Source organism: Paenibacillus graminis (assembly GCF_000758705.1).
GTDB classification, from domain to species: domain Bacteria; phylum Bacillota; class Bacilli; order Paenibacillales; family Paenibacillaceae; genus Paenibacillus_AQ; species Paenibacillus_AQ graminis.
In genome coordinates, this window is record NZ_CP009287.1 from 3703198 (window position 1) to 3720645 (window position 17448).

The window sequence follows — 17448 nt, forward strand, 5'->3', positions numbered from 1 at the left end:
AAAATATCATTAAATTGTGGAATAAGGCTATTCGTGTCTGTGCGTACTATCGCCCAGATCCATGCAGAGTTTACAGATATCAGGTATGAATACTATTAATACGAATCATCCTCTACACTAAATATTTAATCACAAAAAGACTGCCGGACAATCTGCAGCAGTCTTTCTCATTCCATCATTAAGCGTTCTTCATGCTGATTGGGAGTCACTAAATCTTATAAATGTACTGGACCCTGTTGTTGCGGATGTACAAATATACGTTGCCGTAAACGACATAACCTAAATCATCGTTAATGCTGTCAGGCTCTCCCCAGGAAAGGAGGACCTCCTCCGGCTTCATGCCGACAATCACCCGCTCTTCCCGGATCGCCGACCATATTTTATCATTGATGGAAAAGACAACGCGCGGATTTTTGAAATAGAAAAGTCCATTAACGTATTTAGCAGGGTTGGCGCTCGGGGCTATTGTCATATTGATCTCCTGGCCATTCGCCCGGCGAATAATGATCTCTAAATTTCCGTTATTGGGATTGGACCGGAAGTCTTTGACCGTAACTTTCTCCATATTCTTAAAAGGGCTATCCGCTATATCCGAGTTACTGGCCCATGCAGGAAGGCCGTTATAGACCTCCTTCAGTGCCTGGAGTATTTCCGGAGAATACAGGGTATGGTTCTCATAGCTGTCCAAATCCAGTGTCCATATTGTTCCTGCTTCGTTCTGCATGGTTAAGATCAGGCTGGAATTATCGGTATACTGGACGTCCGTCACCCAATGGCTTCCTGGATGTCCGTACATGTAGACCTTTTTGCCGACGGCCAGGCCCATCGTTCCGGGCAGCTTACTGATCGCGAACAGCATGCTGTTGCTCTTTGTCTGTCCTTCCTCTGTACCCCAGATGAACAGCGAATCGGCACTTGAGGCATATTTGCCATCAATGGCTCCTAGCTTAAGCAGTGTTGTAAAGGCTACATAGTTGGAGTTGTTGTACAGGACGGAGTTGTCTTTGTTCAGCTTGCCGCTTCCTTTGGACCCCGTAATGGTTACACCCGAAGTGGCAGAGGCAATGGTAAAGCCCGGAATCTGATTCACAAGCTTCACCGGCACATAAGAAGAACCGTTGACGAGCATTGATTTGGAAGGCGAGATAATGAGCTTGCCGTCGACAAACGTTGAAATTTCCTTATAAGACGGTGCATTGGCTGCCGCTGCATATCCGGTGCCCGGAGGATAACCCAGTCCGATTATGAGCAGCACCGCGATGAGCGACATTGCAATTTTTTTCATAGTTGTTCTAATCCTTCCCCCATTGTATGTAGAACATCCGGCTGAATACCGGAACAGTTCATTAGAGATTTCGACGGGAGACCCATAATTTCCTCCTATACGCTTAATGCAGTTAAGGGATTTAAATGTGCATTTCATCCAAAAACGATTTATTCCAGCCGAAAAGCTTGTATGATGGTTATGAATCCTTCTAGAATATTGGCGTTTGAAATGAGAGGTGTTACACCCTATGTATCGAGTGGCTATTTGCGATGATGAGGATAAACAGAGGGAGTTTGTTAAAAGCATGTTAATTGCTTTGTCTATCAAGGCAAATCTCAATTTTGAAATGGAGGAATTCAAATCGGGCGAGCAGCTTGCCGCTCATTATGAGCGTAATGATCCCCCCTTTCACATTTTAATATTGGATGTTGAAATGGCGGGTATTAACGGAATTCAGACGGCCCGGCGGATAAGAGGGTTAAAACATCTGGATGAACAAATTATTTTCCTGACTAACTACCCGGAATATATGGTGGAAAGCTTTGACGTAATGACTTTCCAGTATTTAATCAAACCCATTGCCCCTCAGATCTTTGAGGAGAAGATCATTAAGCTGTGCCAATACTTTCAAGCCCTTGACAAAAAGTTTATGATTATCAAGTCGGCCTATGAAGAGGTTATGCTGAAGTATGATGAGATCATTGCCATCGAAGCTGCCAAAAGCTTAACGATAAAAAGCAAGCTGAACTTTATTACCTTAAGCCAAGTCTATGAAAGCAAAGGCATTCTTGCCGAATATGCACTGGCGCTCAAAGACAATCATTTTCTGCAAATCCACCGTTCGGTGATTATCAATCTGCTCCATGTGCGGAAGTTCGCCAGCGGTGTTGTGCTTATGACGGGTGGGATGGAATTCCCGATTGGCCGCTCTAAATTGAAGGAGGTTAAAGATTATTACACCAAATTTATGATTATGAAGGTACACGGCTATGATCGCTAACAATGGGTTGATTGTGCTGTGTATTGAGGTTGTCATGGGCCTTCAGATCATATATTTCTTTAACTCGGTGTTCGGCAAATCTGCCCAAAAGCGTAAGAAGTGGATGTACTTTATGGTATTTGGAGTACTTGGTTACATTTATTTATCCATTCCGGGTTCTTTTGTGATCTCTTCCTGCCTGGCTTTGGTGGTCATTTTCTGTTTGGGATTAGCCTATAACGTGGAAATCAAAACAAAGATTATTTTCACCGTACTGTATGTGGTGTTAATGTCTATCGTTAATATGATTTCGGTCAATTGTTTATATATGCTGGATATAGTTGAACGTGGCAGTCTTGATTCTCTAGATGAACAGAACCAGTTCCTGTTAATCAAGGCAACCCTGCTCAGCTTCACGATTATGTTTGCCGTTATCCAGATTATCCGGCTGATCGCCAAACGCAGAAGCTTCTCCCTGCATTATCGTTACTATATATTATTAATACTTGTCCCTATCATCAGCATCTACCAGCTTAATGTACTCACGTATTATAATGAGATGAACATCCATTATTTTATTTCCGCGATTGGGTTTCTTTTTATTAACGTGATGATTATTTATATTTTTGATACGATTATTGATAAATTTCAGTTCAAGCATGAAAATGCCAGGCTGGAGCAGCAAATGGACTATCAGGATGCAAATTACGAAAAAACGGTGCACAGCTTCAAATCGGTCAAAAGAATCATCCACGACACGAACCAGCAGTTGCTCTATATCGAAGAGTGCATCAAGCGAAATGAGCCGGCGGCGGCACTGGAGCATATCCGGACGACGTTAAACAAGGTTGAAGGCGCCTACCAGCGTGTAAATACAGGGAATTTAGTGATAGATGCCCTGGTTACCAACACACTTAATATCGGGCAGGCGAACGGCATACGCATTGAAACGAAGCTGAACTTGTATTCTCCTGAGATTTCGTTAGATCGTTATGACTTATGTGTCGTACTCGGAAATATGCTGGATAATGCGATCGAAGCCTCCAAACAGGTGAAAATTGCAGCGGACCGGTACGTGGTAATTACTATATTTTCCAATGACACTTCCCTGTTCATACACATTGTCAATTATATGGAACAGGATACCGCCCTTCTGCGCAGCCAAAAGCCCAACCCGGAGAACCATGGTATCGGACTCATGAATATCTCCAGAATATGCGATAAATACGGCGGACATATGACGATTGAAACGAAGCAAAAAACCTTCAATAATATGGTCATGATCCCCTTTTGGACGAACAATCCCTAGCGCAAGCTGTTGTTTAGGGATTGTTTTTTGGCGTTTCAGGGTAATTTGCCTTCCGACCGCCTCCTCTCTTGTATGCTGATAACCAGCCAATCAAATCCGCTTAAGGATGCTAAGGAGGAATTTAGAATGAAGAAAATATTTGCTGCAGTGCTCAGTGCCATGCTTATAACCATCCCCATACCCATGAACCCGGCTTCAGCACAAAACCATAAGGATACCGTATTGGAGAAGGCCCACAAGCTGGCATCGACGATCGTGTCCGACTATAAGGTGACCAGCTTGCAGTATGCCATTATGGACAAGGGAGAGATTGTATTATCTGACAGCACGGGTGTCCGCGATAAAGCCACCCACGCTCCAATTACAAAGGATACGATGTTCGGCATCGGCTCGGTCAGCAAAATGTATGTAACGGCTGCAGCGATGATGCTGGCTGATGCGGGCAAAATTGATATCGATCAACCGCTTGTCACCTATATCAAGGATTTCAGCATGGCGGATGAAAGATATAAGGAAATTACGCCGCGCATGCTCATGAATCATTCCTCAGGTCTTTACGGCAGTCATTATGCCAATAGCATATTGTTCGATGATAATGACACCAGGAACCGTGATGAATTGTTATTAAGGCTGCAATCGGAGCGCCTAAAGTCCAAACCGGGTGAATATTCGGTGTATTGCAATGATGGATTCCAGCTGCTGGAGATCCTGGTTGAACGGGTAAGCGGCTTAAGCTATACCGAATTTCTGGATCAGAAGATCAACCAGCCTCTGAAATTCACCTCCACCCAAACGCCGCTCAGCACTTTTGACAGAGAGAAACTGGCGAAAACCTATTACCCCGGGCTAGAACAGGCGCTGCCCGCTGAGAATGCCAACGTCATTGGTGCGGGCGGGATTTACTCCTCTGCTGAAGAACTGGCTGCTTTCGGAGATGTATTGAGCGGAAACCGGACAAATATTTTATCTAAGCAATCGGCTGCCGCCATGCAAAGCGCAGAATATAGAAAAGGCATTTGGGTACCAGAGGAAACAAACAGCTTTAACTATGGTCTTGGCTGGGATGCCGTCAGCTTGGCCCCGTTTGACGGTTATGGCATCAAGGCATTATCCAAAGGCGGAGATACCGTAATGTATCATGCTGCTTTGACTACATTGCCTGAGCATAATATTTCGATCGCTGTCCTGTCATCGGGCGGGAGCTCGCTGTATAACACTGTTTTTGCTTCTAACGTTCTATTGGAGTATTTGCAGGACACAGGCAAGATCCAAAAGATTTTGCCGGATCGGACCTTTGAACCCTCCGTCAAGGCCGATATGCCGGCGGAGCAGCTCGCGTATTCCGGATTATACGGCGCAGTGGGTACAACGGTGAAGGTGGAGATGAAGAATGGGGAGATAAAACTCCCCGCCCTCGAAGGTGGGATTATCCCTCCACAGACCTATGTGTATACGGGCAATGGGCAATTCAAAAGCAACGACGGCAAAACGGAAATAAGCTTTGACAAACCAGCGAATGGAAAGATCTATTTGAAGTTGAAGGCGTATGTGAATTTTCCCGGAATCGGGCAAGCGGTTATGGTTACCTATGAATATCAGAAGCTGGATGCCAATCCACTTCAGCCGGCAACGAAAGCTGCATGGGAGAAAAGAAGCAATAAAGATTACTATCGATTGGGAGAAAAGATCAATTCACTGTTCTATCTCTCCCCTGACAATCTAGTCTGGAATATCGCTGTGGACAGTGAGAATGGCTATGCTTCAGGCACCAGAATTGTTGATGAACATACCGCCGTAAATGCCGCTGAAATCCCGGTGATGAGCGGAAGGGATGCCTTCGATTTGAACTTCCATACCGAGGACAACAAAGAGTATTTGACGATCGACGGGCAGTCATACCTTAGTGAGGATGCCGTAAATCCGATCTACGGCGGAAGTACATCGGTCTGTACCATTGGAGATAGCGGTCACGCCGTATGGTTCAAGATCGATGCCAAATCGGCTGCCAAAACCATGCACGTTGAAGCTCCGGCAAGCGGAGGGGTCATTGTTTACGATAGTAAAGGAATGCTAGTATACTCCTCAATCGTGAATAAAGACAAATCATCCGTGATCCTCCCGGAAGGCGGAATGATTGTTTTCGGCGGAGCAGCAGGGGATGTTTTCCAGATTAATATGAAGTAATAGAGGTTCGGAACAACAAAAAGACCGCCCCCAGGAGGCGGTCTCTTTGTGTGTTAAATCCCCAGCAAGGAAGAACCGAGCACAGGCACTTCAGTATAAAACCTTATAAACATAGCGATATTATGTCTCTTGTGCAGCATATGCGTGATCCGGTGCTTTTTGGTTCATGATCGGCACCATGACCAGTGCGCCAAGAAAAAATAATAATCCTGCTCCGCTATAGATCGTACCCAGCGAAAAGGCATCCTTCAGCGCGCCGGCGAAAGACATGGAAACGACCATCATGCCAACGAACATCGGATTCAGAACCCCATTCACCCGGCCGACAATGGAGGTATGTGACCATTTCAGAATCATTGTGCTGATCCCGATATGAATGCAAGGGAACACCAACCCATTCAGAAATTGAACGGTCAGCGTCAGCGGAACGCTTGTCGAATATCCCACAATGACTGTGCAGACTGCCCCTGCCAGCATACCTATCGCTAGAAGAAGCTGCGGAGGAACCCGTTTTGCGAATACGGCTACGACTCCGCCCCCAATCAGCATGGCAGCGCCGTTCACCATCAGCAGATATTGCAGGAACTCCTTGCTTTTGCCCAGCCGCTCCGTGACGATGAACAGGTTAAGAGCTTGGGCTACCCCAACAGCGAGCCCCGCGAGGATAAAGGCGAGTCCGAGCATACGCAGCACTTTGCTGTTCCAGACATAGCGGAAGCCTTCAATGAACTCTTTGCGGAACTGCCCTTTTGCAGCGTCCGTTTTGGGTTTCAAATTATCCTCTGGCAGGCGAATCAGAACGAGTGCTGACAGCAGAAAGACTACGCCCATAATGGCAATTGAGGTTTCAAGGCCAAATGTACTGTAAACGAAGGTGCCGAGCATAGGGCCAAGCACCATAAAGATGGCCATGAGCGATTGAAATAGAGCCATCCCTTGCTGCAGCTGTTCCTCTGCCACATGATATTTAAACAATCGCATGCTTGAAGGCTGGGAGAATTGCGAGAGAATCGCCGAGATGAAGGCGACAAGGTAGACGGAATGCCAGGAACCGTAATGTACAGTCAGAAGCACTGCGAATACCGATACCGCAGATAATAAATCGCACCAGATCATCGTCCGCTTCGGCCTCCAGCGGTCGGCAAATGTTCCTCCGATGAACGAAAAAACAAAAATAGGGGCGAACTCTGCTACGCTGATCAGCGAAATAGCGTAGGGATCATTGTTTGTCCTATCCGCAACATACAGGAGAATAGCAAAATTACGGACCCAAATGCCGATCTGCAGCAGTACGCTAGATAATAGAATCGTCTGCAGAAACCGATTGCGGAGCAGGCTTGGTGCATTGGTGCTTTTTTCATGCCTATTCAATCTTATTCAACCTCCAATTGTCTGCAAAGATGCCCATTTGGATTAAATGGTCTGACTCTCCTTTCATCAGTCTCACCTTTTCATTTGATCTAAGTCATTTTTGTTCATTATAATATACTTTAATACTTAATATTTCTTATTTTTTGCTATGTTACGCAATTACTCTGGTAAGACACTAACGCTGGTAATACGGGCCCGGCCAATGTCGGCCGGAAGATTTCTTTTATTGAAGCCGCTTCTCTCCGGAATGAAGTAGGCTAATAGTAAAAGCAAATAAACCGTATACCTTATGAAGGGCGTACGGTGTATTTGCTTCATTTTAATGATGATATTTTTAGAGTACTATTACAGTCCCTTGACTTCAAACTCATAGATTCGTGCGGCTGTATCGGCACCCTGCGAGGGCTTGGTAATTATTAATTTAACATAGCGGGCTTTAACTAGGGCAATCGCGTCAGCCGTCTCGGCTGCGGTGTTTCCTTGGACCTTGACGACATCTACCCAATTCGTACCGTCGCTGCTTACCTGAATGGTATAATCACTGGTATTAAACCCTTGCCACTCTCCCCCGCTCTCCGCATGTTTGATGACAAAGGTGCTGATGTGATGCTCGGCGCCCAGATCGACTTGAAGCCAATGCGGCAGATTGCCAAGCGCACACCATTTGCTGTTGTCCGTCACTTTACCGTCTACAGCATTAGGTGCTCCTTCTTTTTCTCCGCATCTCTGATCCGCTGTTGCAGTTGTGCCAAGTGCCAGATTCTTCAGCGCACCCGCTTCCTTGCTTACTGTGATGAGCGCCTTTTTCGTCATTGTGTCTTGTCCCGAGCTGTTGGCTGCAGTCAGTGTCACGCTGTACACGCCTTCCTGATTGAACGTTACAACCGGGTTCTTCGCGGTGCTGACAGCCGGGCTTCCGTTTTCGAACGTCCAAGACCATCCTTCTGTCACTTCGGTCGACTGGTCTGTGAAGGTTACACTCTCGCCTGGAGCCACCAGCGTCCGATCGGCCTTGAACTCTGCAGTCGGCTTCGGATAAGCCGGCCAGCTGATCTTCACACTGGAGGCCTGACCTTGCCCGTAAATTCCATTGACCGCAGCGACCTTTAATACCGTTACCGCTTCTTTATCTATTCTTCTCATCTCAGGGACGTAAAACACATGATTTGATGTTGCACCCATTAGCACCTCATTGCCATCCGGCAGTACACGATAGATTTCGTACTGCTTCACCTGCTGATCAAGCGGTTTCCACTGCAATCTGGCATCTCCATAAATTCCATTGCGGAAATCGGAGTTAGCAGCTTTAAGCTCGCGAACTGCCGGGAGCGGTTTAATCGGGTCGTTGGCATTGTGGATGGAGAGCTGGCCAATTTGTATGGCATAATCATTTATCGTATCCCTGGTGTCAAAATACAGTGACAACGCTACGATCTGCTTCCCTTTGTAAGGGGTCAAATTCAATGTTTCTGTAGTCCAGCCTGATGATGTCTTATCCTTCACGTTAAGGAAGACAAATTGGTCGGGATGGTCTGCGAAAGCAAGGCCAACCTTCAGGCTCGGCTTGCTCTGCGTTTTGTACGTAACCGACAGCTTCGTGCTTGCTTCGATCTTCAGTTCTGTCCTGTAGAGCTTCAGATGTGTTGCATTGTCATGGCTCAGCACGCCTGATATCTTCAGCGAACTGCCGCCGTAATACGCATCAGACCAATCGAGCACCGGTGTAAGCGGTGTTCCTGTGCTGTCTGCGATCCAGCGCCATGTCGGCAGGATATCCTGCAGGCTCCGGTTGTTCCATCCCTTATCCCGCACCTGCTTTCCCCGAACATAATATTTCTGCCCGCTGCCAGTGTTGAAGTTAGTGATGAAGGGCAGCTCATTTACCGGGGATGCTTCGACCACATCGTTTGCGATTCCTTTCCAGGCCTGGCCGCCAGCGGTATTGCCCGGATTTCCGTTTGGACCCACCCAGAATTTGTTCTCGCGGATAAAGAAATCCTCCATACTCTCTGCGCTGTTAAAAGCCCAGTCCGGCCGGTAAATACCCAGAGAAGTGACTGCAGGCTCTCCTTCCGGAAACAGCAGATTCCAGTTCACCTTTGTATCGTAACCCTTGGCTTCAACATCAATGCCTGCATACAGGTCATACGGACTTCTGCCCAAGCCTTTGGCCTTCTCCGCCGAGCTTTTAAGATCCTTCCACCAGAAGTTCAGGAACATGCTGTCTGTTACTTGCTTCCCATTGTCCTGCAGGAACATCGCATTTTTGTCATTTAGTGCATTCTGCCAACTGATATTGCCTTCTTTGGTCATGGAATCGTACCATACGATGTCCATAGATGTAGACTTGTGCGATTTAAGATAACTCAGGAAAGCTTTCATTTGCTGTGCGTCAGCCGGCGTTCCACCCTCAGTCTCCTGATTAATGAACCACCCGTCAAATCCGTAATGCTCCGCTACCTGGATCAGCTTGTCAGCGGCAGGAAAGGAGCCGTCGCTGTTCTGCCGAAGCATCTGCTTCACCCATTCATATGTCCCGCCATACACCGTCGGCGGGAAGAACACGGTTCCGAGGATCGGCACGCCATTTTTATGAGCCGCGTCGATCGTATCAGCGCTTGGAGGCACGATGATTCCTTCGCCGGCCGAGCCGCCCCAATAGACCAGTCTGTCAACATACTGCCAATAGGTGAACGTGTTTGCCCCGAATTTGTCTGAGCCCTGCGAGGGTACTCCACTTGTTCCCGAATTGAGTGCCGCTAAAGCCATGACCTTCGGCGCTTTAGTCGCATGCGAGTTGACCCCCGCTCCCACAAAGCGGTCCTGCAGCGGGACAGTACTCCGGTTGAATGCCGCATCCGGGTCGGATGCCGGACTCCACTGGAGTAACTGCTCTGGAAACCAATAGGATGAATAAGGCTGTTTTGCAAACGCTGAGGTGGATAATGCTGCGCACATCACAACTAAGAAGATCAAACCTGCACCTATCTTTTTCATGCCATCCTCCTCTTATTTATTGGCTGCTTTCCACTCGTCGTATTGCTTCTGTGCTTCTGTTATGACTTTATCCAGCCCGGCAGCCTTCATCTTGGAGATTGCCTTCGGCAGGTGTTCATCCGGGTCGACCGCACCTGTCATGATAGGCGGATAGAATTCTTTTACGATCGCCGAGATAGACGCCACTTCTGTCTTCACTGGATCAGGGTTGAAGTTGAAGCCGAAGCTTGGAGCAACCTTGGCGGAATTGTTGAACTCCTTGAACGCCTCCCATTTATCCGCAGGGTCTTCCTTGTGGCTGTAGGTCAGAAAAAGATTGCCTAATGCGAATCCCGGCATCTGATACCCGTCTTTCATGGCCGGCAGATCTTCAATGACGTCTTCAGAGATCTTCTTGTAATGCGTGCCTTCGATACCGTAGTTGATCAGATTACGTAAATATTTGTCCGTATTGAGCAGGTTCAAGAACATCATCGCACGCTCTGGATTTTTGGAATTCGCCGAGATGGCGTGCATGGAGCCGGTAGCGGAGCCTGTGAAGATAACCGGATCCTGCATCGGTGAGGTCACAATGTCATAGCCCGCACTTCTCGACCAGCCCAATTCTGCATAAGGCTGCGTTTGCTCGCGGTCAGCGAACCATTTGCCTGTCTTGATGTTATCAATGCCTTCCAGCGTTGCAACATCTTTGCGCAAATAACCGGCCTGATAGTATTTACGAATGGTTTTGAGCGAGCTTTTCAGTTCGCCGGATTCAAGGATATTAACGTATTTGCCATCCGTTGAATTCATGTTCATGCCAACCGGGAACTCATCGCCCAGGAGAAAATCAAACGGAATATAAGGCTTGAAGCCTTTTGGAACAGCCAGTGGTGTGATATCAGCCGGCTCGCCTTCCTTGATTTGTTTCAAATAAGGTTCGAGATCCTCTAGGGTGCGGATTTTTGAAATATCCATTTTATACTTGTCGACATACTGTTTGTTGAAACGCCATACCCACTGCGAAGCCAATTCCTTGTTCACCGGCACGGCATAATTTTTGCCATTCACCTGCGATCCGGTCAGGAAGCGCGGATCGAGCTCCTTTTTGATATCCTGACCGTATTTTTCCAGCAAATCATTGATTGGCAAGAATGCACCCCTGGTCGCGTTAGGCAGATAGTCAAAAGCCCAGGATGAGGTAAACGCGATATCGTAATTCTCCCCGGAAGCCGTGATAACCGGCAGCCGTTTCGAGTAGTCCCCCCAGTCAATCATTGTGATGTCGACGGTTGCGTTGATTTTGTCCGTCAAATATTTATTCATTTCCTCTTGAACCGTTGGCAGGTCACGCTGTGGACCACCGATCAGATATACCTTCAGCTTCACGGGGTCCAGCTTATCCCCTGTCTGGCCGCCGGTTTCCGCCGAGTTGGCTGATTGGGTCCCGGACGGCGTATTCCCATTACTGTTCTGATCCGTGTTGCTGCTGCCACAGCCGGTCAATGTGGAAGCGAGTGCAAACAAAAACACAACCATCAGCAATACATTTTTCTTGGACATCATAGGTCTCCCCCTAATCATATAAATATCTATTGTTACTGCTCTGGATCGGGCAGCTGCAACTTATCCAACTTATTCTTTAACCGAACCAATCGTAAGTCCTTGGATAAAATACTTTTGGAAAAACGGATATGCCAGCGCGATTGGCAGCGTAGCCAGCACAACCATCGCCATACGGACCGTTTCTGTCGGCAAGGTCGCAGCAATGTCGTAGGATACCACCTGGCTGCTGTTCTGTACGATGAAGTCCATATTGTTCTGAATCCGGATTAACAGGGTCTGCAGTGGTATTAAATTTGGATTATCAATATACAGAAGCGCATTGAACCAGTCATTCCAGAAGCCAAGTGTACTGAAAAGCCCGATAGTCGCAATACCCGGCAGTGAAATGGGCAGCACAATACGTGTGTAGATACCAAATTCGGTTGCGCCGTCGATTTTGGCCGATTCGATGATCGCATCCGGTACAGTCGTCGTAAAGAAGGTGCGCATGACGATAATATAGAACGCGTTCAGAATCGAAGGGAATATCAGTGCCCATATAGAATCCCGCAAATGAAGTACTTGCGTAACGACGATATATCCCGGGACCAGCCCCCCGGAGAACAGCATGGTGAAGAAAGCAAGAAAGCTGAAGAACCGGCGCTGGTCAAAGTTCTTGCGTGAAATTGCGTACGCATAGGTAGAAACAAGATACAGCGTCAGAATTGTGCCAATGACCGTTACGGTCAGGGTCACGCCCAGGGATTGGACCATTTGCTCACCGGAGCGCATCAGAAACCGGTAGGCGTCCAGACTGAGCACCTCGGGCAGGATACTGAAGCCGTTGATGGCCAATGTCTTCTCGTCCGTAAAGGAAATGATGATGATAAATATAAACGGAAAGATACAGGATAGGGCGAATAAGCACACACCTGCATTAAATATAAAATTCCATAATGGGCTAATCGCATTGATGTCCCTGGTCTTCTTTTTCCCGGGAGCAGAGAGCAGCGTTCTCTCCATAGATTTGCTTAAGTCATTCATTGCAGGCACCCCCCTTGCCGATTTTTAGAATACGGCATAATCCTTTTCAATTTTGCGTACAGCGTAATTCGCCAGCAGCACGAGAATCAAACCGACAACGGATTGATAAAGGCCCGTAGCCGTACTCATTCCCGTATCGCCCATGATCGTCAGTCCCCGATATACGAATGTGTCGATAACGTTGGTGACCGGATACAATGCACCGGAATCCCGCGGAACCTGGTAGAATAAGCCGAAATCCGAGCGGAAGATGCCGCCGAGGGCCAGAACCGTCAAAATGATCATCAGCGGCCTCAGCATCGGCAGTGTAATAAACTTGATCTGATGCCATTTGGTAGCACCGTCGATCATTGCTGCCTCATAATAAGAGCGGTCAATGCCGGCAATTGCCGCAAGATAGACGACACTCCCATATCCGGCATTTTTCCAGAGACCCAGAAAGATAAGAAAATACGGCCAAAATTTCGTCTCGCTGTACCAGCTTACCGGGTCTTCGCCCAAGAAGACCAGGAACTGATTGAACACGCCTTTTTCTACATTGAGGAACGAAAATACAAAATAGCTGATAATAACCCATGAGAGGAAATACGGCATAAACATCGCGGTTTGGTATAATTTCGCCAGACGTTTATTTAACAGCTCATTCATAATGATGGCAAGCGTAACTGCGAGAACCAGTCCAAGCATAATCAAACCGGCGTTATAAAGAATCGTATTGCGCGTTATGATATAAGCGTCATCGGTCGAGAACAGAAACTCGAAATTTTTAAAACCGACCCATTCGCTCTTTAAAACGCTTTCAAGAAATCCTCCCGGATGAATCCGGAAATCCTTAAAGGCAATAATCGTCCCAAACATCGGCAAATAAGCAAAAATAATAAACCACGCTGCTCCCGGCAGCACCAGCAGAAGAAACGCCCTATTCTTCATCAGTTTCTTCAAGATGCCTTGCACGGCTGTCCCTCCTTTGATTTACTTGTAGCTGACCTCAACTCATTTGGTGTTTTGGATTTTCCCGATCCCCTGTCTTTATTATGAAAGCCGCGCAGCCGCCGAGAAAGTTGAAAAATACAATATAATGATGGATTAATTAAAGATAGCGCCTTCATTTCACTAAAAAACACACCTCTGCAAGGTGTGTTTTTTAACCGGCAGGCCGCAGCCTACTTTTTCATATACATCGAACGCAGCTCTGTCGGGGAAACGCCGGCATATTTTTTGAACTGCCTGTAAAAGTAAGACGTATCCCAAAAGCCTACCTCCGCTGCCACCTCCGCCGTCTTTTTATCCGAATACAACAGCAGATGGGTGGCACGTTCGATCCGGTACTGATTCACATAATCGGAGAAGCTGGTGCCCGCCTCCTGTTGAAACAACTGCCCCAGATAGTTGGGGTGAAGGTCCAGTTTCTGGCTGAGCGTCTTCAGCGAAAGCTCCTCTTTGTAGGTGTTCTTTACAAAATCCAGTGCAGCCATCACATGCGGGCTATAGTCTCTTTCAGTCGCATGATATGTATCAAGTGTTTGATGGACCACTCTTTTCACCAGCCGCTTCAGCCCGCTGAGGGTATGGATTCTGGATAAGGGACCGAATACGCCTCCGTAGTCCGGAGTTTTCTCCAAATTTTTGGCCGCCAGCATAAGCTGGATTGCGGAGTTGAAGAACGGCGTTCTTGCCGGGTGCCCATCCTCTGACGGAACAGCAAAGAAATCGTCGATGAACCGGTCAACCTCAAGACTTTTTCCGTCCCGGAGCAGCTTATGGAATTGATCCATAACCGGCTCCCTTTTCTCACACGCCTGCCCGGCTTCACTTCCGTTGTCCGATGTCACTATGATAGTCTCTGATTCGCCTAACAAATGATTCTGAAGCCACAGCTTCACTTGTTTGCAGCTTTGCGGAACCCCCAGATAGGATTGCTCAGACAGTCCTTTCACACCCCATACACTGGCGCCTGTATCAGAGGCGATCCACTGCTTCATTCCGCAAAGCGATTGAACTTGCCATTCTTCTCCTTCCCTGCCGGTTGAAGCGAACAGCACAATGATATCTCCTTCCTGATCAGGGAAGCAGATGATCTCACAGCCGTCCGGTACATGTGTTCTGCCTATGATTTCACATTGCTCAGCGATTACGGGCCTGTAAAACTGCGGATCATCCATCCCGTGATCAAGATCGGTTACAATCCGCAGCGCAGCTGCACAGTAACTTGACTTGGTCAAGGGGAGTTCCAGCAGCTGCGCGCGCTCCCGGAACTCTTTGGCATCGATGGTTTCATTGGCCCACCGCTGCAATATATTAGTTCTCAGAATCCGCCAGCTCTGATCCATTTGAATTTGTCTGATTTCCTCCCGCTCCCAATCGTGCTGCATATGCTTAATGGTCGCTTCTAATTCGCCGATATTGACCGGCTTGAGCAAATAATTCTCGACACCCAGCGTAATGCCTTCCCGGACGTAATTGAATTCCTCGTAACCGCTCAGAATGATGAACTTAGTGAGAGGACTGCGGACTTTGACTTCCCGGATCAGTTCAAGACCCGTCATCTGGGGCATCATAATGTCCGTGATAACCAGATCTACGGATAAGCCGTCCAGCTTTGCTAGCGCTTCCACGCCATTTCGCGCTGTATCTGCAATTTGCATATGATTCGCATTCCAATCAATGATGGACTGCATTCCTTTGACAATGAGTGGCTCGTCATCCACCAGCAATACGTTCCTCATTCGGTTAGTCCTCCCTTGTGAATGGAATTTTGATGATAACCTCACAGCCTTTCCCTTGTTCGCTGATCACATGGATTCCACATTCGCTGCCATAATTCAAACGAATGCGTTCATGGACATTTTTGAGACCCAGGGAATCACTGGATAGCGAAGGCGTTCCCCCCTCACTTTGCAGCGCCTTGCGCAGCGCTATCAATTTCTCATGCGCAATACCTTTGCCGTTATCCTTCACACGAATAATGATGTGCCTCTCTTGTTCTGCAGCCGTTATGGATATCCGGTTATCGTCGTCATTCGTCCGAAAGCCGTGAACGATATAATTTTCGATAATCGGCTGAATCAGCAGCTTAACCACTATGCATCCGGCGACCGACATCTCGATGTTCGTTTCCACCTGCAGCTTGTTCTCGTACCGGTATTGGATCAAGGCCAAATACATCCCGCACAGCTCGATTTCTTCGGCCAAAGTGACATGTGTCTGTTTTTTGATCAAATGCCTGAACATTGTGGCGAGAATATAAATCATTTGACCGACATCCCTGGCCCCTGAGCTGATGGCTTTCATGCGTATACTCTCGAGCGTATTGTACAGGAAATGCGGATTAATCTGCGCCTGCAGAGCCACGAGCTGGGCATTCTTCTGCTTGATTTCTGAGATGTAGACGGTCTGGATATAGGACTCCAGCCGGTCACACATATAGTTAAAGCTTTGCGAGATTTGCTGCAGCTCGTCCTCCCCTTCCATTTTGATCCGCTTGCTCAAATCGCCATCCTGCCATCGCCGCATGTAGACGATAATTCTATGGATTTTTTTGGAGTAGCGGCGGATAACGGTGAACGTCACTGAAATACTGATAATGATGCATAAGATCACGATCCCTGTAAGACTATAACGTAAGGTTTGAAGGCTTTGTACGATTTGAGACTCCGGAATGATGGCAGCAGCGGCCATCCCTGTGTTCCCGATATTCAGCAATTGTACTTTGGAACGTTCCTCCAGATTCACCCAATCTCCAGGCTTAGTCATCTGCTTCCAATACGGATAGACGGAATTGCCGTAACGCCCCTGTGAGTCAAAAATCACTTGCCCCTGCGACGTGATCAGCATGATCCGGCTGCCCGTATTGTTCAATTTTTCCCGCAGCAGCCCTTTTATTCGGTTTGTATTGAGTTCGAACAGGATAGCACCGTATTCCTTCAGCGTCACTGGGTCTTTGAGCACATTCACGTAGCTGTAAGGCGTTGATTCCCCGGCGGCTTTTCCCTCGAACAGCGGCTCGTTGCCCATATACTGCCAAGGCTGATTCCGGAACCGTTCGTACCAGTCCTGATGTGCGGCGGATAACGCCGGTTGATCGTAAAAATGCTGGGTTTCCCGGTTCAGAACGTAATAAAAGTCCTGGTCGGAGCTGTACAGCACGATGTTCGAGATGGATGTTTCCTCCTTAAGCAGCTGGCGTAAATGATAATCGATGCTGTTGCGTTCCGTCCGGTAGCTGTTTGCATATTGATTCAGACGCCACTTGAGGAAATCCTCATATTCATGAGTCAAAAAATACTTCAGATCATCTCCAATCATCGCATCCGTGTAAATCTGCTGCACCGCTCCATACATCCGTTCGTTTTGCTGATTCAGACTAATGCTGATGATGTCCAGTTCCTGAAGACTCGCATCCATCTGCTCCCGTACGAGCCGCTGCTCATAATAGCGGTAAGCCAGAATAGAGACACTAATAAACAAGAGAACCATGACCATGGAGTAGAACAGGAGAATCTTGTTAAACATTTTTTTCTTCAGATGATTTTGATAAAAGGTCCGCAACTTGGACATTCGCGCCTGACCGCCTCCTTCGGAACCAATTTTCAACTCAGTGTATCACCGTTCGTTAAATTTGCACAATAAAAAATAGGCAACATCCATGCCGCCTTATGCAGGTACTGCTATCGGTTCCGAGAAATATAAACGGAGGATGAATAACTATAAAATGCAACGACATCACGTGCAAGGATACCTGCACATCAGTCGTTGCATGGAGGATGAATCTAA

Annotated in this window: 11 protein-coding genes; 3 read left to right on the top strand and 8 right to left on the bottom strand. The window is 47.5% G+C overall.

What is annotated here, in order from left to right:
- Window positions 1-208 precede the first annotated feature (208 nt).
- A complete protein-coding gene (locus PGRAT_RS15470) occupies window positions 209-1285 on the bottom strand; it encodes a hypothetical protein (RefSeq protein ID WP_025704651.1) in 1077 nt (358 codons plus the stop codon).
- Between the two features lie 229 nt (window positions 1286-1514).
- Here PGRAT_RS15470 and PGRAT_RS15475 point away from each other — a divergent pair, with 229 nt between their 5' ends.
- The 3 genes from PGRAT_RS15475 (at window position 1515) to PGRAT_RS15485 (ending at window position 5739) form a co-directional block, all read left to right on the top strand.
- On the top strand, window positions 1515-2267 hold the full coding sequence (locus PGRAT_RS15475) for a LytR/AlgR family response regulator transcription factor (RefSeq protein ID WP_025704650.1): 753 nt from the start codon (window positions 1515-1517) through the stop codon (window positions 2265-2267).
- Complete coding sequence (locus PGRAT_RS15480; RefSeq protein WP_025704649.1) at window positions 2257-3555, top strand: ATP-binding protein; 1299 nt, start codon at window positions 2257-2259, stop codon at window positions 3553-3555. The genes PGRAT_RS15475 and PGRAT_RS15480 overlap by 11 nt, the downstream gene beginning before the upstream one ends.
- 126 nt (window positions 3556-3681) lie before the next feature.
- Window positions 3682-5739, top strand: a complete 2058-nt coding sequence (locus PGRAT_RS15485; protein WP_025704648.1) for a serine hydrolase domain-containing protein — start codon at window positions 3682-3684, stop codon at window positions 5737-5739.
- A gap of 120 nt (window positions 5740-5859) precedes the next feature.
- On the opposite strand, the gene PGRAT_RS15490 is transcribed toward PGRAT_RS15485, so the two are convergent.
- The 7 genes from PGRAT_RS15490 to PGRAT_RS15520 all read right to left on the bottom strand — a co-directional run bounded on the left by PGRAT_RS15490 (window position 5860) and on the right by PGRAT_RS15520 (window position 17232).
- Complete coding sequence (locus PGRAT_RS15490; protein ID WP_025704647.1) at window positions 5860-7110, bottom strand: MFS transporter; 1251 nt, start codon at window positions 7108-7110, stop codon at window positions 5860-5862.
- 345 nt (window positions 7111-7455) lie between these two features.
- Window positions 7456-10107 (bottom strand): endo-beta-N-acetylglucosaminidase, encoded by a 2652-nt coding sequence (locus PGRAT_RS15495; RefSeq protein ID WP_025704646.1) that lies wholly within the window; start codon window positions 10105-10107, stop codon window positions 7456-7458.
- Window positions 10108-10119: 12 nt separating this feature from the next.
- Window positions 10120-11652 (bottom strand): ABC transporter substrate-binding protein, encoded by a 1533-nt coding sequence (locus PGRAT_RS15500; RefSeq protein ID WP_025704645.1) that lies wholly within the window; start codon window positions 11650-11652, stop codon window positions 10120-10122.
- Between the two features lie 69 nt (window positions 11653-11721).
- Window positions 11722-12675 (bottom strand): carbohydrate ABC transporter permease, encoded by a 954-nt coding sequence (locus PGRAT_RS15505; protein WP_025704644.1) that lies wholly within the window; start codon window positions 12673-12675, stop codon window positions 11722-11724.
- A 24-nt stretch (window positions 12676-12699) separates the two neighbouring features.
- Complete coding sequence (locus tag PGRAT_RS15510) at window positions 12700-13629, bottom strand: ABC transporter permease (RefSeq protein WP_025704643.1); 930 nt, start codon at window positions 13627-13629, stop codon at window positions 12700-12702.
- A 209-nt stretch (window positions 13630-13838) separates the two neighbouring features.
- Window positions 13839-15401: a response regulator transcription factor gene (locus tag PGRAT_RS15515; RefSeq protein ID WP_025704642.1), complete on the bottom strand. Its 1563-nt coding sequence runs from the start codon at window positions 15399-15401 to the stop codon at window positions 13839-13841.
- A 4-nt stretch (window positions 15402-15405) separates the two neighbouring features.
- Window positions 15406-17232, bottom strand: a complete 1827-nt coding sequence (locus PGRAT_RS15520; RefSeq protein ID WP_025704641.1) for a cache domain-containing sensor histidine kinase — start codon at window positions 17230-17232, stop codon at window positions 15406-15408.
- Window positions 17233-17448: the final 216 nt, after the last annotated feature.

What these genes read in the sequence shown, in the direction of transcription:
- PGRAT_RS15475 (WP_025704650.1), top strand. Translation starts at nt 1,515, where the DNA reads ATGTATCGAGTGGCTATTTGCGATGATGAGGATAAACAGAGGGAGTTT.
- PGRAT_RS15480 (WP_025704649.1), top strand. Translation starts at nt 2,257, where the DNA reads ATGATCGCTAACAATGGGTTGATTGTGCTGTGTATTGAGGTTGTCATG.
- PGRAT_RS15520 (WP_025704641.1), bottom strand. Translation starts at nt 17,232, where the DNA reads ATGTCCAAGTTGCGGACCTTTTATCAAAATCATCTGAAGAAAAAAATG.
- PGRAT_RS15500 (WP_025704645.1), bottom strand. Translation starts at nt 11,652, where the DNA reads ATGATGTCCAAGAAAAATGTATTGCTGATGGTTGTGTTTTTGTTTGCA.
- PGRAT_RS15515 (WP_025704642.1), bottom strand. Translation starts at nt 15,401, where the DNA reads ATGAGGAACGTATTGCTGGTGGATGACGAGCCACTCATTGTCAAAGGA.
- PGRAT_RS15495 (WP_025704646.1), bottom strand. Translation starts at nt 10,107, where the DNA reads ATGAAAAAGATAGGTGCAGGTTTGATCTTCTTAGTTGTGATGTGCGCA.
- PGRAT_RS15470 (WP_025704651.1), bottom strand. Translation starts at nt 1,285, where the DNA reads ATGAAAAAAATTGCAATGTCGCTCATCGCGGTGCTGCTCATAATCGGA.
- PGRAT_RS15485 (WP_025704648.1), top strand. Translation starts at nt 3,682, where the DNA reads ATGAAGAAAATATTTGCTGCAGTGCTCAGTGCCATGCTTATAACCATC.
- PGRAT_RS15505 (WP_025704644.1), bottom strand. Translation starts at nt 12,675, where the DNA reads ATGAATGACTTAAGCAAATCTATGGAGAGAACGCTGCTCTCTGCTCCC.